At 73.4% G+C, this 14511-nt stretch carries 14 protein-coding genes and 1 pseudogene; 8 read left to right on the top strand and 7 right to left on the bottom strand.

What is annotated here, in order from left to right:
• The 5 genes and pseudogenes from KME79_RS11740 to KME79_RS11720 all read left to right on the top strand — a co-directional run.
• Nucleotides 1-369 (top strand): annotated as a pseudogene (locus tag KME79_RS11740) (AAA family ATPase); the annotation flags it as partial.
• A 32-nt stretch (nucleotides 370-401) separates the two neighbouring features.
• Nucleotides 402-659: a hypothetical protein gene (locus KME79_RS11735; protein ID WP_148031924.1), complete on the top strand. Its 258-nt coding sequence runs from the start codon at nucleotides 402-404 to the stop codon at nucleotides 657-659.
• 12 nt (nucleotides 660-671) lie between these two features.
• A complete protein-coding gene (locus tag KME79_RS11730; protein WP_219544434.1) occupies nucleotides 672-1268 on the top strand; it encodes an NUDIX hydrolase in 597 nt (198 codons plus the stop codon).
• 213 nt (nucleotides 1269-1481) lie between these two features.
• Nucleotides 1482-2183, top strand: coding sequence for a lysophospholipid acyltransferase family protein (locus KME79_RS11725; protein WP_261808584.1), 702 nt, complete (start codon nucleotides 1482-1484; stop codon nucleotides 2181-2183).
• Nucleotides 2184-2258: 75 nt separating this feature from the next.
• Nucleotides 2259-3845, top strand: a complete 1587-nt coding sequence (locus tag KME79_RS11720) for a penicillin-binding transpeptidase domain-containing protein (RefSeq protein WP_308248877.1) — start codon at nucleotides 2259-2261, stop codon at nucleotides 3843-3845.
• 39 nt (nucleotides 3846-3884) lie between these two features.
• Here the strand turns inward: KME79_RS11720 and KME79_RS11715 are convergent, their stop codons facing one another.
• Nucleotides 3885-4151, bottom strand: a complete 267-nt coding sequence (locus tag KME79_RS11715) for a DUF3040 domain-containing protein (protein ID WP_219544432.1) — start codon at nucleotides 4149-4151, stop codon at nucleotides 3885-3887.
• Nucleotides 4152-4284: 133 nt separating this feature from the next.
• Here KME79_RS11715 and KME79_RS11710 point away from each other — a divergent pair, with 133 nt between their 5' ends.
• Nucleotides 4285-5307 carry an Rv2578c family radical SAM protein gene (locus KME79_RS11710; RefSeq protein WP_219544431.1) on the top strand — a complete coding sequence of 341 codons (1023 nt, stop codon included), beginning with the start codon at nucleotides 4285-4287 and terminating at the stop codon, nucleotides 5305-5307.
• Between the two features lie 510 nt (nucleotides 5308-5817).
• Nucleotides 5818-7104 (top strand): glycosyltransferase family 4 protein, encoded by a 1287-nt coding sequence (locus tag KME79_RS11705; protein WP_219544430.1) that lies wholly within the window; start codon nucleotides 5818-5820, stop codon nucleotides 7102-7104.
• Here the strand turns inward: KME79_RS11705 and KME79_RS11700 are convergent.
• The 4 genes from KME79_RS11700 to KME79_RS11685 all read right to left on the bottom strand — a co-directional run bounded on the left by KME79_RS11700 (nucleotide 7064) and on the right by KME79_RS11685 (nucleotide 10708).
• Nucleotides 7064-7972, bottom strand: coding sequence for a S1C family serine protease (locus tag KME79_RS11700; RefSeq protein WP_219544429.1), 909 nt, complete (start codon nucleotides 7970-7972; stop codon nucleotides 7064-7066). The genes KME79_RS11705 and KME79_RS11700 overlap by 41 nt on opposite strands.
• A gap of 65 nt (nucleotides 7973-8037) precedes the next feature.
• Entirely contained in the window at nucleotides 8038-8502 is a 465-nt protein-coding gene (locus KME79_RS11695; protein ID WP_148031931.1) for a hypothetical protein, read from the bottom strand.
• Nucleotides 8441-9100 (bottom strand): RNA polymerase sigma factor, encoded by a 660-nt coding sequence (locus KME79_RS11690; protein ID WP_148031932.1) that lies wholly within the window; start codon nucleotides 9098-9100, stop codon nucleotides 8441-8443. Before KME79_RS11690 ends, KME79_RS11695 begins: the two co-directional genes overlap by 62 nt.
• A 330-nt stretch (nucleotides 9101-9430) precedes the next feature.
• The gene (locus KME79_RS11685) at nucleotides 9431-10708 is read right to left on the bottom strand and encodes a S8 family peptidase (protein ID WP_219544428.1); all 1278 of its coding nucleotides are present in this window, start codon (nucleotides 10706-10708) and stop codon (nucleotides 9431-9433) included.
• 107 nt (nucleotides 10709-10815) lie between these two features.
• On the opposite strand from KME79_RS11685, the gene KME79_RS11680 reads away from it, so the two are divergent.
• Nucleotides 10816-13677: a CHAT domain-containing protein gene (locus KME79_RS11680; protein ID WP_219544427.1), complete on the top strand. Its 2862-nt coding sequence runs from the start codon at nucleotides 10816-10818 to the stop codon at nucleotides 13675-13677.
• A 17-nt stretch (nucleotides 13678-13694) separates the two neighbouring features.
• Here KME79_RS11680 and crcB read toward each other — a convergent pair whose 3' ends face one another.
• Together crcB and KME79_RS11670 are read right to left on the bottom strand one after the other, a co-directional pair.
• Complete coding sequence (gene crcB, locus KME79_RS11675; RefSeq protein WP_219544426.1) at nucleotides 13695-14054, bottom strand: fluoride efflux transporter CrcB; 360 nt, start codon at nucleotides 14052-14054, stop codon at nucleotides 13695-13697.
• Complete coding sequence (locus KME79_RS11670; protein WP_308248876.1) at nucleotides 14051-14446, bottom strand: fluoride efflux transporter FluC; 396 nt, start codon at nucleotides 14444-14446, stop codon at nucleotides 14051-14053. The genes crcB and KME79_RS11670 overlap by 4 nt, the downstream gene beginning before the upstream one ends.
• Nucleotides 14447-14511 lie beyond the last annotated feature (65 nt).

Here is a 14511-nt window from a genome sequence, read left to right as displayed (position 1 = left end):
GGCAGGCTGCGCGTGCGCGCCGCCGGCGACCTGGCCGCCGGCCTGGTGGCGGCGGTGCGGGAGGCGCTGGGGTTCGAGGGGTCGGTGGGGGTGATCGCCGCCGATCCGGCCGCCGGGGCGCTGGAGGAGGCGCTGCGGGCGGCCGGGCTTGAGCCGGACGAGCGGCTCGCCGTCCTGCCCGCCTCGCTGGCGAAGGGGCTGGAGTTCGACCACGCGGTGGTGTGCGAGCCCGGTGACATCGCCCGCTCGGGCGAGCGCGGCCCGAACCTCCTGTACGTGGCGCTGACCAGGGCGGTGTCCCGGCTGGACATCGTGCACGCGGGGCCGTTGCCGGTGGAGCTGGACCTCGGAGGCGGCGCGGGTATGTGATGGGCTGACCTGCCCCTCCAAGAGAGGCCGCGATGACCTCGCCAGACCCGCACCCCGATGAGCCGCGCCCGGGTGAGCTGCGCGGTCCCGCGGCCGAGGTGCTGTCGGCCGCCGGGTTCGCCTGTGCCGCCGTCGCCCTGCTCTACCTGCCGATCGCGTTCGGCCTGGCGGGGATCCTGCTGGGCATCGCCGGTCACGCCCGCGGCGAGGCGCTCGGCAGGTGGGCGGCGGTCGGCGCGGCCGCCGCCATGGCCGCGGGGACCGCGCTGGGCGCCCTGCTGGCGGCGTGAGATCCTGAGCGGATGCTGCCGCCCATCGACGAGCTCCGGGCTCTGGTCACCGCCCGGCTGCGGGCCTTCGACCGGCGGGAGGTGCCGCCCGCCGACGGGATCCGCCGGGCCGCCGTGACCGTGTGCGTGCTGGAGGACGAGCGGCGCGACCCGTACACGATCGTGATCAGGCGGGCGCCGCACGGCCGGAACCCGGGGCAGTGGGCGCTGCCCGGCGGGCGGCTGGACGACGGCGAGACGCCCGTCGAGGCGGCGCTGCGGGAGCTGCAGGAGGAGACCTCGGTCGGCGGCGTGACCGTGGCGGGGCTGCTCGACGACTTCGTGACCGACTCCGGGTTCGTCATCACGCCGATGGTGGCCTTCGGCGGCTCGCAGCGGCCGGTCGCCGATCCGCGCGAGGTGGCGTCGGTGCACGACGTGCCGCTGGAGTGGCTGCTCGCGCCCGGGGTGCCGCGGTGGCGGGGCGAGCTGCTGCAGCTGCCGCTGGGGCCGTCGATCGTGATCCACGCGCCGACGGGGGCGATTTTGTGGCAGTTCGCGGAAGTCGCGCTCCGTGGCCGTGAGCAGCGGGTGTTCGACGTGGCGCAACCGCACTGGACCAGAACGTGACCGAATCTTGGGCCCGGGTGGAATACCTCCAGCCGGATGTCCGTTAGCATCGAATGGCCGATGTGGTCTGTGTCCCCCGGGCCGCAAATTACCGCCTTCACGGAATACCGTTCGGCTGGAGCCGTGTTGTGCATCTCGCCGAGGAGGCGACCGCCACATCGGCCTTAACGCGTCCTCGTGCCCCGTCCCCGGACGGGGCACGACGCGTTTAGGGTGAGTGGCCGGACCGACACGATCGCCTCCTGGAGCGCCAAGTTGCTTTATCACGTGGTCAAGTTCGCCGCGGTGCCGCTCACCCACGCCATGTGCAGGCCGCACCTGTCGGGCGCGGCGCACGTGCCGCGGACCGGCCCGGCCATCCTGGCGGCCAACCATCTGTCGGTGATCGACTCGTTCCTGCTGCCCGCGCTGCTCCCCCGGCACGTCACGTTCGCCGCGAAGAACGAGTACTTCTCCGGCAACCCGGTCTCCAGCTGGTTCATGCGGCTGGGCGGCAGCCTGCCGACCGACCGTGAGAGCGCCAGGGCCGCGCAGGAGATGCTCGACGCCGCCGCCGGGCTGCTGGAGCGCGGCGAGCTGTTCGGCATCCACCCGGAGGGCACCCGCTCCCCCGACGGCCGTCTCTACCGCGGCAAGGTCGGCGTCGCCTGGCTGGCGCTCAAGACCGGCGCCCCCGTGCTTCCCGTGGCGCTCAGCGGCACCGACAAGGTGATGCCGTTCGGCGCCAGGGTGCCCCGCCCGGCCACCGTCGGCATCCGGATCGGCGAGCCGCTGCGGTTCGACGGCGACCATCGCGACGCCCGGGAGCGGCGCCGCGTGACCGACGAGGTCATGGCCGCCATCCAGCGGCTTTCCGGGCAGGAGTACGTCCCGGAGTACGCGTCCGGTCACAAGCCGTCCCATGGCACGTCGTGATGCCGCCCCGCTAAGCTCGGTCCCCTGTCGACGGTCAGGGGGCTGACAGTGGCGCGTACGCGCACCATCGTGATCGTGTCCGTCGCCACCGTGGTGGCGGTGGGGGCCGCCGCCGGTGGCGCCTACTACGTGCTGCACACCCGCGGCACACCCGCCGAGACGGCGCAGCGCTTCGCCGCCGCGTGGCAGTCCGGCGACCAGGCGCGGATGAGCGCCGAGCTGGCCGTGCCGCGCGAGCTCGGCCTCTACGGCCGGCTCCGCGAGGGACTCGGCGTCGAGTCCACCGAGGTGACGCTAGGGCAGCCGCGCGAGAGCGACGACCGCGCCACCGTCCCCTACACCGCCACCCACCGGCTGAAGAACCTCGGCGACTGGACGTACGAGGGAGAGCTCGCGCTCAAGGTGGCCGACCGCCACTGGAAGGTCGACTGGGCCCCCGCCGCGGTGCATCCGAAGCTGACCTCGGAGGCGGAGTTCACGCTCAAGGCGAAGTGGCCCGAGCGGGCCAAGATCGTCGACGCCGACGGCAACCGCATCGACACCGGCGAGGTCGGCGGCTCGGTCCAGCAGCTCGTCGGCTTCCTCGACAAGGCCACTAAGGACGACGTGCGGCGGCTCGGCTCCGCCTACAAGACCGGGCAGGCGGTCGGGCGGGGCGGGCTGCAGCAGACGTTCGAGAAGCGGCTCGCCGGCACGCCGACGACCGAGATCAGGGCGGGCGAGACCACCCTGGAGACGATCGAGGGCGAGGACGGCGAGTCCCTGACCACCTCGCTCGACCCCCAGGTGCAGGACGCCGCCGTCACCGCGGTCAAGGACCTCGACAAGCCCGCCTCGCTGGTGGCGATCAGGCCCGGCACGGGAGAGATCCTGGGCGTGGTCAACAACCGGGGCGGGTTCAACCGGGCCATCGACGGCCGCTACCCGCCGGGCTCGACGTTCAAGGCGGTCACCGCGGCCGGGCTGCTGGCCGCGGGGCTGAAGCCGGGCGACACCGTGACCTGCCCGAAGTACGTGACCGTGGGCGGGCTGCGCATCCGCAACTCCGAGGAGGCCGCGTACGGCAAGGTGTCGTTCTCCGACTCGTTCGCCTACTCGTGCAACACCTCGTTCGCGCCGCTGGCCAAGCAGCGGCTCGGCGCCGACAAGCTGCTGAAGACCGCCGAGCTGGTCGGCTTCAACACGGCGCCGGCCATCGGCCTGCCCGCCACCGAGCCCAGCTTCCCCAGGGCCGAGTCCGACGCCGAGCTGGCGGCCGAGTCCTTCGGCCAGGGCCGCATCACGGCCAGCCCGCTGTCGATGGCGTCCGTGGCCGCGGCCCTCGCCGACGGCACCTGGCGGCCGCCCACGCTGGTGCCGGAGGCGGAGCAGAAGGTCAAGCCCCGCCCGCTGCCCGACGGGGTGACGGATGACCTGCACGCGATGATGGCGGCCGTCGTCACCAAGGGCACCGCCAAGGCCGCCGGCCTGCCCGCCGGCACCCACGGCAAGACGGGGACCGCCGAGTACGGCACGGGGCCCGAGCTCGACTCCCACGCGTGGTTCATCGGGTTCAGGGACGACGTGGCGTTCGCGGTGGTGGTGGAGGGCGGTGGCGGCGGCGGCAAGGTCGCCGCGCCGGTGGCCGCCGACTTCCTGCGCGCCCTGCCGTCCTCCCGCTGACCCCGGCCCATTCAGGCGAGGCCCGCGGGGCGGATGGGGTCAGGCGGCGGTCAGGGCGAGGGCGGCCGAGGCCCCCTCACGCAGGACGAGGATCAGGAGCGTGGCGACGAGCGTGGCGATCAGGAACCAGCTGATCACGATGATGACGGTCGAGCGGCTGGGCGCGTGCCCGCCCGCCGACCTCTCCTCACTGCGGCGCGCGCGCTCGTTGAACGACTCCAGCCGTGCGACGAGTCGCGGATCGTCATCGACGAGGTGCTGCTCGATCTGGGCCAGCATCCGCTCTTCGTCCTGCGACCAGGCCATGGGTGCACCTCCGGAACGCAAGCTCTGTGCCGCATTCCTGCCCAACCATGAAGATCATTAGCCGTGGGCCGACCTGCCAATTGCGATCTCTTTTGGTTTGCGATCACTGTCGAACCTCTGTTCTAATCATGGCATGCGCTGGGACAACCTGCGTCTGACCGACGCCGGGCCGGACGATCCGGCCGCGCCGCTGTTCGCCCGCGGCGCGGTGGCCCGCACCTTCGACACCCCCGGCTTCCGGGGCATGACCTTCTACGAGATCCAGGCGCGTTCGATCATCAACCGGGTGCCGGCGGCCAGCCGGGTGCCGTTCGACTACACGATCAACCCTTACCGCGGTTGCGGCCACCGGTGCGTCTACTGCTTCGCGCGCAAGACCCACGAGTATCTCGACCTCGACGCGGGGGCCGACTTCGACTCGAAGATCGTGGTGAAGGTCAACGCCGCCGAGCTGGTCCGCAAGGAGCTCGCCGCGCCGCGCTGGCGCGGGCAGCACATCGCGATGGGCACCAACGTCGACTGCTACCAGCGCGCCGAGGGCCGCTACGAGCTGATGCGCGGCATCCTGACGGCGCTGCGCGACGCGGCCAACCCGTTCTCGGTCCTCACCAAGGGCACGCTGATCCTGCGCGACCTCGACCTGCTCACCGAGGCGGCCGACCGCGCCGACGTGGGCGCGAGCTTCTCGGTCGGCTTCCTCGACCCCGACGTGTGGCGCTCGGTCGAGCCGGGCACCCCCGACCCTCGCCGCCGCCTGGAGGCGTGCGCGACGCTCAACGCCCACGGCATCGGCTGCGGCGTCCTGATGGCCCCGGTGCTGCCCTACCTCACCGACTCCCCCGCCCAGCTGGAGCGCACGGTCAGGGAGATCGCCGCCGCCGGCGCCACCCATCTCACCCCCATCGTGCTGCACCTGCGCCCCGGCGCCCGGCAGTGGTGGCTGGCCTGGCTCTCCCGCGAGCACCCGCGCCTCGTGCCGCGCTATCTGGAGCTGTACGGTCGCGGCGCCTACGCGCCCAGGGCCTACCAGGAGCGCGTCACGACCCAGATCAGGGAGCTCGCCACCCGCTTCGGCATCGGCCGCGCCACCCCCGCCAGGGCCCGCCGCCTCCCGCCGCCGCCACCGCCTTCTCCCCAGCAGCTCACCCTGCTGTGACCCCTGGATGCGGGATGGGTGGGGCCTGAGCTTTTCGCGTTCTGGACTCGTACCAAATTGATGGTATGTCGCGTTTTGGTGGAGTAGGGGTATTACGGGGTTAGTGCGTTATATGAGGCGCACTGTCCGTACAGGGGGGACACCATGTCTGACATGAAGAAGAAACCCAGCGCGAAGTCCGGCAAGGCGAAGAAGCAGGCCCTCAAGGCGAACCGGCAGGACAAGGAGATGAAGAAGGAGGCCGCGAAGCCTGAAGAGGCGTAACGACTGGGCACTGGCGAGGCAGCCGGGTCGTCCACATCCCGGCTGCCCTGTCAGATTCGTCTGAAAAGTGTTGACTTCGCAAGCAACGTTATCCCGCCATATGGCGTCTAAAGATCATAGAAGTGGATAGCGCCACGGGGATGAACGGCGCAAACCACTCGAACTCGGTAAGGGCCGACGGGGGGCGACTCCTACCGCCGGCCTCGCCGATCCATCACGTTGTCAACCGGCGGGGGGACGTTCCAGGTGCGGACATGGGCGCGTAAGGGCAAGTCGGCGGCGGCCCGGGTGTACAGGGGTTACAACCGGCGCAGGGCGCGCAAGGCGCCCCCGCCGTCGACGCGGGAGATCAAGATCCTCCTGCTCCACGCCAACGGCATGGGCGGCACCATCAGGACCGTCTTCAACCTCGCCGGCCAGCTGGCCGAACGGCACGACGTGGAGATCGTGTCGATCCTGCGGGAGGACGAGGAGCCGTTCTTCCCGCTGGACCCGCGGGTGCGGGTGCGCTATCTGGACGACCGGCTGACGCCCGGCTCCGACCCGGTGCGTGCCATGCTGTCGAAGCTGCCGAGCAGCCTGATCCCGCAGGACGAGACCGCCTACCACCGGTTCACCCTGTGGACGGACCTGAAGCTGGCCCGGTTCATCCGCTCGGTCGGCACGGGCGTGCTCATGGCGACCAGGCCGGGGCTCAACCTGGCGGTGGCCCAGTTAGCTCAGCCCAGCGTGATCACGATCGGGCAGGAGCACGTGGCGCTCAAGGTCAAGGACCAGGGCCTGCAGGAGCTGATCAAGTGGCGCTACCGCCGCCTGGACGCGCTCGTCACGCTCACCAAGGCCGACCTGAGCGACTACCGGGCCGCGCTGCCCAAGCCGCCGAAGAAGCTGGTGCGCATCCCGAACGCGGTCCCGCCGATGAACGGCGACCTCGCCAAGGGCGACGCCAAGGTGGCGGTCGCGATGGGCAGGATGACCAAGCTGAAGGGGTTCCACCGGCTGATCAAGGCCTGGGAACAGGTGGCGGCCGCGCACCCCGACTGGACGCTGCGCATCTTCGGCGCCGGCCCGCAGGAGGACAACCTGCGCGAGCAGATCGCCGAGGCCGGCCTGGAGGGCAAGGTGGAGCTGCCCGGCAAGACCGCCGACATCGGCGCCGAGCTGGAGAAGGCGTCCATCCACGTGATGAGCTCACGCCACGAGGGCTTCTCGCTGACGATCCTGGAGGCGATGGCCAAGGGGGTCGCGATCGTCTCGTTCAACAGCCCGCACGGCCCCAAGGAGATGATCACCGACGGGGTCGACGGGCTGCTGGTCAAGCCTCGCACCGAAGACAACCTGGCGGCCGCCATCATGCGGGTGATCGAGGACGAGCCGCTCCGCCGCCACCTGGCCGCCGGCGGCCTGGAGACCGCCAAGCGCTACGACATCGCCGCCATCGGCGCCCAGTGGGAGGAGCTGATGGACGACCTGCTGGCCCGGCGCACCCGCGTCAGGCTTCCGGCCCCGACAGCTCCACCGGTTCGGCGATGACGTCGACCAGCGCGCCGTTGCGGTAGACGGTGATCGGCAGCGGCCGCCCGATCGCGTCGGCGAACATCAGCCGCTGCAGGCTCTGCGCGTCGCCCACCGGGTTGCGGCCCGCGCTGAGCACCAGATCGCCGGCGCGCAGCCCGGCCCGGCCGGCGGGCGAGCCGGCGATCACCTCCACCACGCGCAGCGCGCCGTCCTGGCCGGTGCGCCGCCGCAGCGCCTCGGGCAGCGGCGCCGGCGAGGTGACCAGCCCCAGGAACGCCCGCCGCACCCGCCCGTCGCGGATGAGCGCGGCGACGATGGCCCGCGTGGTGGCGTTGACCGGCACGGCCAGCCCCACGCCCACGCCGGCCACGGCGGTGTTCACGCCGACCACCCGCGCCCGGGAGTCGGCCAGCGCGCCGCCGGAGTTGCCGGGGTTGAGCGCCGCGTCGGTCTGGATCACGTCCTCGATGAGCCGTACGGCCGAGCCGCTGCGGGCGGGCAGCGACCGGCCCAGCCCCGACACCACGCCCGCCGTCACCGATCCGGTGAGCCCGAGCGGGTTGCCGACGGCGACCACGAGCTGGCCGACGACGAGCTCGTCGGCCTGACCGAGCTCGGCGGGCTCGGGAGCGGGCACCCCGGAGCGGATCACGGCCAGGTCGGACAGCGGGTCGCGGCCGATCACGGTGAACGGGCCGGAACTGCCGTCGGCGTAGGCCACGGTGCCGGACCGGGCGGAGCCGACCACGTGCGCGTTCGTCAGCAGGAACCCGTCGCGGGTGAACACCACGGCGGAGCCGCTCCCCCTCCCGGCGCGGACACTGGCGACCTTGGGCAGCAGCTCGGCCGCCACGGAAGAGACGATCTGCGAGTAGGAGTCCACGGGGAGCCTCCCGACATGACGGCCGGCGATGTGATTACATCATTACCCATCACGTCAAGCTAAGCTCAAAGGGCGATCCAGTCGGTCACCACGTTGGTGCCGCTGCTGGGGCTGCACTGCAGCCGGAACGCCTGCGACGGCGCGGGCCTGAACACGAAGCAGCCCGACTCGTCGATCGCCGACTCCACCACCGCGCCGGTGACCAGGTGCGTGTAGGCGGTGCCCGGCCGGGCCGGGACCACCTGCCCCATCAGCGCCTCCCTGCCGACCTCCAGCTCGATCGTGACCTCGCCGGTGGCGAAGATGAGCGCCCGCAGCGGCACGTGCTCCGCGCCCCGCGTCGGCGACAGCTCCTCCCGCTCCGCCGCCGAGTCGTAGGTCAGCGACGCCAGTTCGGCGTCGACGTCGTGCCAGGTGAAGATCGCCTTCCCGGCCGCCACGAACTCGGGCGGCACCTCGCGGGCCGCCTCATCGGCCCGTCTGAGCGCGGCGAGCAACCTGTCTTCGTCCTTCCACCACGGCGTGGCCATGCCTCTCGCCCTCTTCCTGCGTCTCACGTTCGGACCTGATCAGGGCGGCCACCGCCGGAGAGCGGCGCAGCTTGGCCAGGCACCGCGCCCGCGTCGGCCCGATCGCGCCGACGGGCATCGACAGCTTGTCGCTGATCTCCGCGTACGAGGCGGGCGGCACCCGCATCAGCATGGCCAGCAGCTCCCTGCAGCGCGCTTCGAGCTGCCGGAAACCGGCCATGAGCGCCGCGTTCCGCTCCGCGTCGAGCAGATCCTGATCCAGCGCCGCCGCCCGCTCGTCCACCAGCGCCTCCTGGTCGACCTGCTGGCTGAGCCGCTGCTGCCGTTCGGCGCCGTGAGCGAGCCTGAGGCACTCGCGCCGGGTGGCGGTGGCCAGCCAGCCGGGCAGCGCCGCGGGCTCACGCAGCCTCGGCAGCTGTTCGACCAGTGACAGCCACACCGTCTGGCCCACGTCGTCGGCGTCGGCCCGGCTCAGCCGGAAGGCCTTGCAGATCGACCAGACCAGGGGCGCGTAACGTTCGACGATCTCGTCCCACGCGTCCTTCTCACCGGCCCTCGCCCTCATCACCAGGGCGACGACCGATGGATCGTCTCGCATGTCCGTGTGCTCCTTTCCGGGCCCGGCCCACCCCGTCAGGGTGAACGCGAATGCGCGGTGCGTCCAGGCGTGACGCTGCAACGGACGATGCGAGCAGTAAAGGGGCATGACGTCTCTTCGCTACTCGGTGACGGCGGTCACCCTGACGGAGCGGCCGGACCGCGCTCTGATACACCGGCCGCTCCTGGAGAAAAATCACCCGTATCAAATCGGGACCACCGGACTCCTACAGGCGTAAGCACCCGCCCGCCAGGCGAGGGGCGGACACCGGGAGCACCGGCGCGGGCACAGGGGCCCCGCGACCGGTGATCCGCGGGCCGGAGCGCGCCATCAGGCCTGCCCGCACGGGAACAACGCCCTGCCCACTCCCTGCAGATCCTGCGCCGAGGCGAGCACGGCCGCCCTGGCGTCCTGCGCCGACTCCCCCGTACGCGCCATCCGGTCCGCGATCAGCCCCGCGACCAGCGGCGCCGCGAACGAGGTGCCGTCCCAGCGGGCCATGCCGGCGAAGTTCTGCACGGCCGGCCGCTTCGGCGGCTCCTGGTAGGTGTACTCGCCGGTGGCGTAGGCGTTGACGTGGCCCTCGCCGAGCGCGTACACGTCCACCCACGGACCGTAGTTGCTGAACCAGGCGCGGTGCGTCTGGTCGGGTCCGAGCGCGCCGACCGACACGGCCCAGTCGTAGGCGGCCGGGTAGAACGGCCGGTCGGTGGCGTCGTTGCCGGCCGCGGCGACCAGCACGACGTCCGGATGGTCCTGCTGGAACAGCTCGAACCCGATCGACGACCAGTTGTCGCGGGTGTACGTGCCGGCCGAGAGGTTGATCACGTCGGGCGCCGGCGACTGGGCCACCAGGTCCTCCAGCTTGCCGACCATCACGTCCTCCAGTTCGGCGCCGGAGGTGGAGAAGTGGTCGGCGACGGACACGCGCGCCGTGGGCGCCTGGCACTTGGCCACCCCGGCCACGAACGTGCCGTGCCCGCGGAAGGCGGGGATGATCGGCAGCCCGCTGATCGGCGAGGGCGGGCCCAGCGGCTCGGGGTCGCCGCTGACGCCGCCCAGCCAGGGGTACACGGCCGGGTCGAGCTGCAGCCAGCCGGTGTCGCACACGCCGATGGTCACCTCCCGCACCTCCTCGCCGGCCTCGCACGGCGGCGGCCACGGCACCCCCGGATCACCCGGCGGCACCTCGGGCTCGGTGCCGGGACACAGCCGGGAGATGTGCATGACGTGCACCGGCGAGGCGATGGGCGCGCGCTCCCGCGTGGCCTCGCCCGCATGGCCGGGCCGCCGGTCGAGCGGGCGCGCGCCGGTGCCGAGCCGCTGCTCGATGCGGGCCAGCGCCTCGGGTACGGTCATCGTGCCGCCCTCGATCCCCTCCAGCGACAGCACCGACAGCTCGCCCCGGCCGCGCCGGTCGAGCTGCCTCAGCCCGGGCGGCAGCGCCTCGGCGATCCGTCCGACGTCCCCGCGTCGTGCCAGCAGACGGCCCGCCTCATAGAGGTAGTCGACCTCCCCGGCCGGCGTGTAGGCCACCGTCACCTCGATCCCCCGTGAGGCGAAGGCGTCCTTGATGATCCGGAACTGAGCGTCGAACACCGCGTCCATGTATGGCCTCTCCCCAGGCGTCGCATAGGTGGCTCTGGCGGTCGGTTTCCCCCTCCTATATCGGCGCGGGCTTGCGGGTGATACACGTGATCCTCCAGAGTCGAAGAATGCCGGCGGATTCCGAACTCCCCCGAACGGACGCGGCCGGTCTGCCGCCGCTGGCCCTGTCGCGCCCGCACGAGGCTCTCGGCAAGGCCCGTGACCTGCTCGCCACCGGGCCGCCGCCGCTGGAGGCGTCCTTCGCCCGCCAGGCCGTCGGGATCGTGCTGCGCGAGTTCGGCGACATCGAGGCGGCGGTGCGGGAGCTGGAGACGGCCCGCCGGCTGGCCCGCCGGTCCGGGTCGGCCGAGCGGGAGGCCGACGTGCGGGCGACGCTGGGCGTCGCGCTCGCCTTCGCGGGCCGTACGACCGCCGCGCGCAACACCCTCAACGCGGCCGTCCGCCAGTCCACCGGCCATCTGCGCGGGCGCATCCTGCTGCGCCGGGGCGGCGTGCTGGCCACCCTGGGCCACCACCGCGACGCCCTGGCCGACCTGAACAGCGCCGTCACCGCGCTGCGGGCGGCGGGCGACCCGATCTGGGAGGCGCGGGCCCGCACCGAGCGCGCCACCTGCGACCTCGCGCTCGGCGGCCTGAGCAGGGCCGCCACCGACCTGAGCAGGGCGGAGGAGCTGTTCAACGCGACCGGCCAGGAGCTGGAGTCGGCCGACGCGATCGTGCACCGCGGCGTGCTCGCGCTGCGCATCGGCGACCTGCCCGCCGCGCTCCACTGCTTCGACCAGGCCGCCGAACGGTTCGGCAAGCTCGGGCTCCCCGACCCCACGCTGTCCGTCCAGCGCTGCGCTGCCCTGCTCGCCGCCGGCCTGCCCCGGGACGCGCTGGACGAGGCGCACACCGCGCTGGACCAGCTCGAACGCAGCCACGGCCAGGCCACCAAGAAGGCCGAACTGGAGCTGGCCGCCGCGGGTTGCGCGCTGGCCGCCGGACAGAGCGACGCCGCGCTGCGCCACGCCACCCGCGCCGCGGACCTCTTCTACCACCAGCGCCGCCGCTGGTGGCGCGCACACGCCCGCCTGGTCAAACTACGCGCCCAGGTCGCCGCGACACCCCCCACCGCCGACCCCCGACGGTCAGCCGCCAGTACGGAGCGGCACCACGCGGCCGACGCGGAGCCGCGACGCGGAGCCCGCACGAACCCGCAACGCGTAGCTGGCACAGAGCTGCAACGCGCGGCCGGCGCGGACCCGCACCGCACGGCAGATCACGGGCCAGCGGGCGCGGACACGCACCGCGCGACCGATCACCGCCCAGCCGTCACAGACCCGCGACGCGGAGGCGGGGGGGACGGGGTGGAGTTGTTGCGGGAGGCCGCGCGGTGCGCTCGTGAGCTGGCCGCGTTGTCCTCGCCCGATGTGCCGCTGGCTCATCTGATCGCCGGGCGGCTGGCGCTCGCGTTAGGGCGCACCGCCGTGGCGCGCACGCATCTGGCCGCCGCCGCGCGCGGGCGCCGCCACGGCCCGGCGCTGTCGCGGGCCGTGGCCTGGCTGGCCGAGGCGCTGCGCGCCGAAGCCGAGCACGACCCGGCCCGGCTGATGCGGGCCTGCAGGCGCGGCCTGGACGTGCTCGACCAGCACCGGGCCACGCTCGGCTCCAGCGAGCTGCGCGCCCAGGCCAGCGCCCACGGCGCCGAGCTGGCCGCGCTCGGCCAGCGCCACGCCCTGCGGCTGGACCGTCCCCGCCTGCTGCTGGCCTGGAGCGAACGCTGGCGGGCCACCGCGCTCGCCGTCCCCTCCGTACGACCGCCCGACGACGAGCGCCTGCAGGCCGACCTGGCCGCGATCCGCGCCGTCACCGACCGGCTGGCGCAGGCCCGCGCCCAAGGGCTGCCCACCGCGCACCTCGCGGCCGAGCAGCTGCGGCTGGAGCGCGCCGCGCGCTCCCGCGCCCTGCACGCCCCCGGCCAGGACGCGGACGCCACGACCGGCTGCGACGTGCCGGCGTTGCTCGCCGAGCTGGGCGCGGACCGTCTGCTGGAGCTGGTCGACGTGGACGGCCGGCTGCACGTGCTGGTCTGCGGCTCCGGCACGGTGCGCCGCTTCCCCGCGGGGGACACCGAGGAGGCCGCGCGCCACATCGACCTCGCCCGCTTCGGCCTGTCCAGGCTGGCGCACGGCCGATCCACGCTCAGCCCGGCCGCCCTGCTCGCCCAGGTGGAGAAGAGCGGCCGCGCGCTGCAGGAGGCGCTGCTCGGCGACGCCGCGCACCACCTCGGCGACGGCGAGGTGGTGATCGTCCCGCCGGGCCGGCTGCACGCGGTGCCCTGGGCCCTGCTGCCGGCCCTGCGCGAGCGGACGGTGAGCGTCGCCCCCTCGGCGGGCACCTGGCTGCGCGCCCGCCGCGCCGGCTCGCCCTCCGGCGGCCGGGTGGTGCTGGTACGCGGTCCCGGCCTGCGCTCCGACGGCGCCGAGATACGCCACATCGCCCCCGAGTACCCCGGCCGGGTCGTGCTCGGCGACGGGACGGCCACGGTGGCCGGGATCCTGCGCGCGATGGACGGCGCCCGGCTGGCCCACGTGGCCGCGCACGGCACCTTCCGCGCCGACAGCCCGCTCTTCTCCGCCCTGAGGGTGGACGACGGGCCGCTGACCGTCTACGACCTGGAGCGGCTGCGGCGCGCGCCCCGCCAGGTGGTGCTGTCGAGCTGCGACTCCGGGCTGACCGCGCCCACCGGCGCCGACGAGCTGCTCGGCCTGGCCAGCTCCCTCATCCAGCTCGGCACGACCGGCATCGTCGCCAGCGTGGTCCTGGTCAACGACAACGCCGCGGTGCCGCTCATGGTGGAGCTGCACCGCCGGCTCTCGCGGGGCGCCTGCCTGCCGGCCGCGCTGTGCGAGGCCCGCCGCGCGGCGGCCACCGACCCGGTCGCCACCGCCACCGGCTGGTCCTTCGTCGCCCTCGGCGCCTGCTGACCCGCCCGGCGCGCCGCTCAGCCCAGGGTGCGGGCGAGCAGCACGCCGCCCGCCGCCGCCGCCAGCCCCAGGGCCACGCTTACCACCGCGTTGGCCACCGCGTGCCGCCCCGCACCCCGCTCGGCCAGCCGCACGGTCTCGTAGCCCAGCGTCGAGTACGTGGTCAGCGCCCCGCAGAACCCGGTGCCCAGCAGCGCCGTCCAGCCGGGACCCACCGGCAGCGCCGCCAGGAACCCCAGCAGCGCCGACCCGGCGACGTTGACCAGCAAGGTTCCCCAGGGGAACATCGAGCCCTGCCTCGCCCGTACCGCCTGATCGACCGCGTAGCGCAGCGGCGCGCCCACGGCGGCGCCCAGCACCACCAGCAGAGCCGTCATCGCCGCACCAGCGCCCGCGTGATCCTCATGCCCGCCCAGGTCGCCGCCACGGCGGCCACCATCGTCCCCGCCAGATAGGCCGCCGCCACCGCGGTCGTCCCGGCCGCCAGCAGGCCGTGCGCCTGCACCGCGTACGTGGAGAACGTGGTGAACCCGCCCAGCACCCCGGTCCCGAGGAACGGCCGCGCCAGCCGATGCGAGACCCGCCCCTCCGAGACCACCACCATGAGCACCCCGATCAGCGCGCACCCGGCCGCGTTCACTCCGAACGTCGCCCACGGGAACCCGCCCGGCGCCGCGGGCAGCAGCTCTTCGACGGCGAGGCGCGCCAGCGCCCCGGTCGCGCCGCCCGCCGCGATCGCAGCGACATACTCCTTGCCCAACAGCCTCACACTCCTCACCGTGTCGGAACGCGCCGGCGTGGGAACCTCTCCAGAGAAGTCCGACGCAGCACCAC

The sequence above is a fragment of the Nonomuraea harbinensis genome (genome assembly GCF_019396385.1).
GTDB classification, from domain to species: Bacteria; Actinomycetota; Actinomycetes; order Streptosporangiales; family Streptosporangiaceae; genus Nonomuraea; species Nonomuraea ferruginea.
Note: the sequence above shows the minus strand (reverse complement) of the source record. Positions and strands in the feature narration are given on the sequence as shown.

Excerpts from the sequence above, each read along its gene's own strand:
- KME79_RS11735 (WP_148031924.1), top strand. The coding sequence starts at position 402 with ATGACCTCGCCAGACCCGCACCCCGATGAGCCGCGCCCGGGTGAGCTG.
- KME79_RS11730 (WP_219544434.1), top strand. The coding sequence starts at position 672 with ATGCTGCCGCCCATCGACGAGCTCCGGGCTCTGGTCACCGCCCGGCTG.
- KME79_RS11715 (WP_219544432.1), bottom strand. The coding sequence starts at position 4,151 with ATGGCCTGGTCGCAGGACGAAGAGCGGATGCTGGCCCAGATCGAGCAG.
- KME79_RS11710 (WP_219544431.1), top strand. The coding sequence starts at position 4,285 with ATGCGCTGGGACAACCTGCGTCTGACCGACGCCGGGCCGGACGATCCG.
- KME79_RS11695 (WP_148031931.1), bottom strand. The coding sequence starts at position 8,502 with ATGGCCACGCCGTGGTGGAAGGACGAAGACAGGTTGCTCGCCGCGCTC.
- KME79_RS11690 (WP_148031932.1), bottom strand. The coding sequence starts at position 9,100 with ATGCGAGACGATCCATCGGTCGTCGCCCTGGTGATGAGGGCGAGGGCC.
- KME79_RS11685 (WP_219544428.1), bottom strand. The coding sequence starts at position 10,708 with ATGGACGCGGTGTTCGACGCTCAGTTCCGGATCATCAAGGACGCCTTC.
- KME79_RS11680 (WP_219544427.1), top strand. The coding sequence starts at position 10,816 with ATGCCGGCGGATTCCGAACTCCCCCGAACGGACGCGGCCGGTCTGCCG.
- crcB (WP_219544426.1), bottom strand. The coding sequence starts at position 14,054 with ATGACGGCTCTGCTGGTGGTGCTGGGCGCCGCCGTGGGCGCGCCGCTG.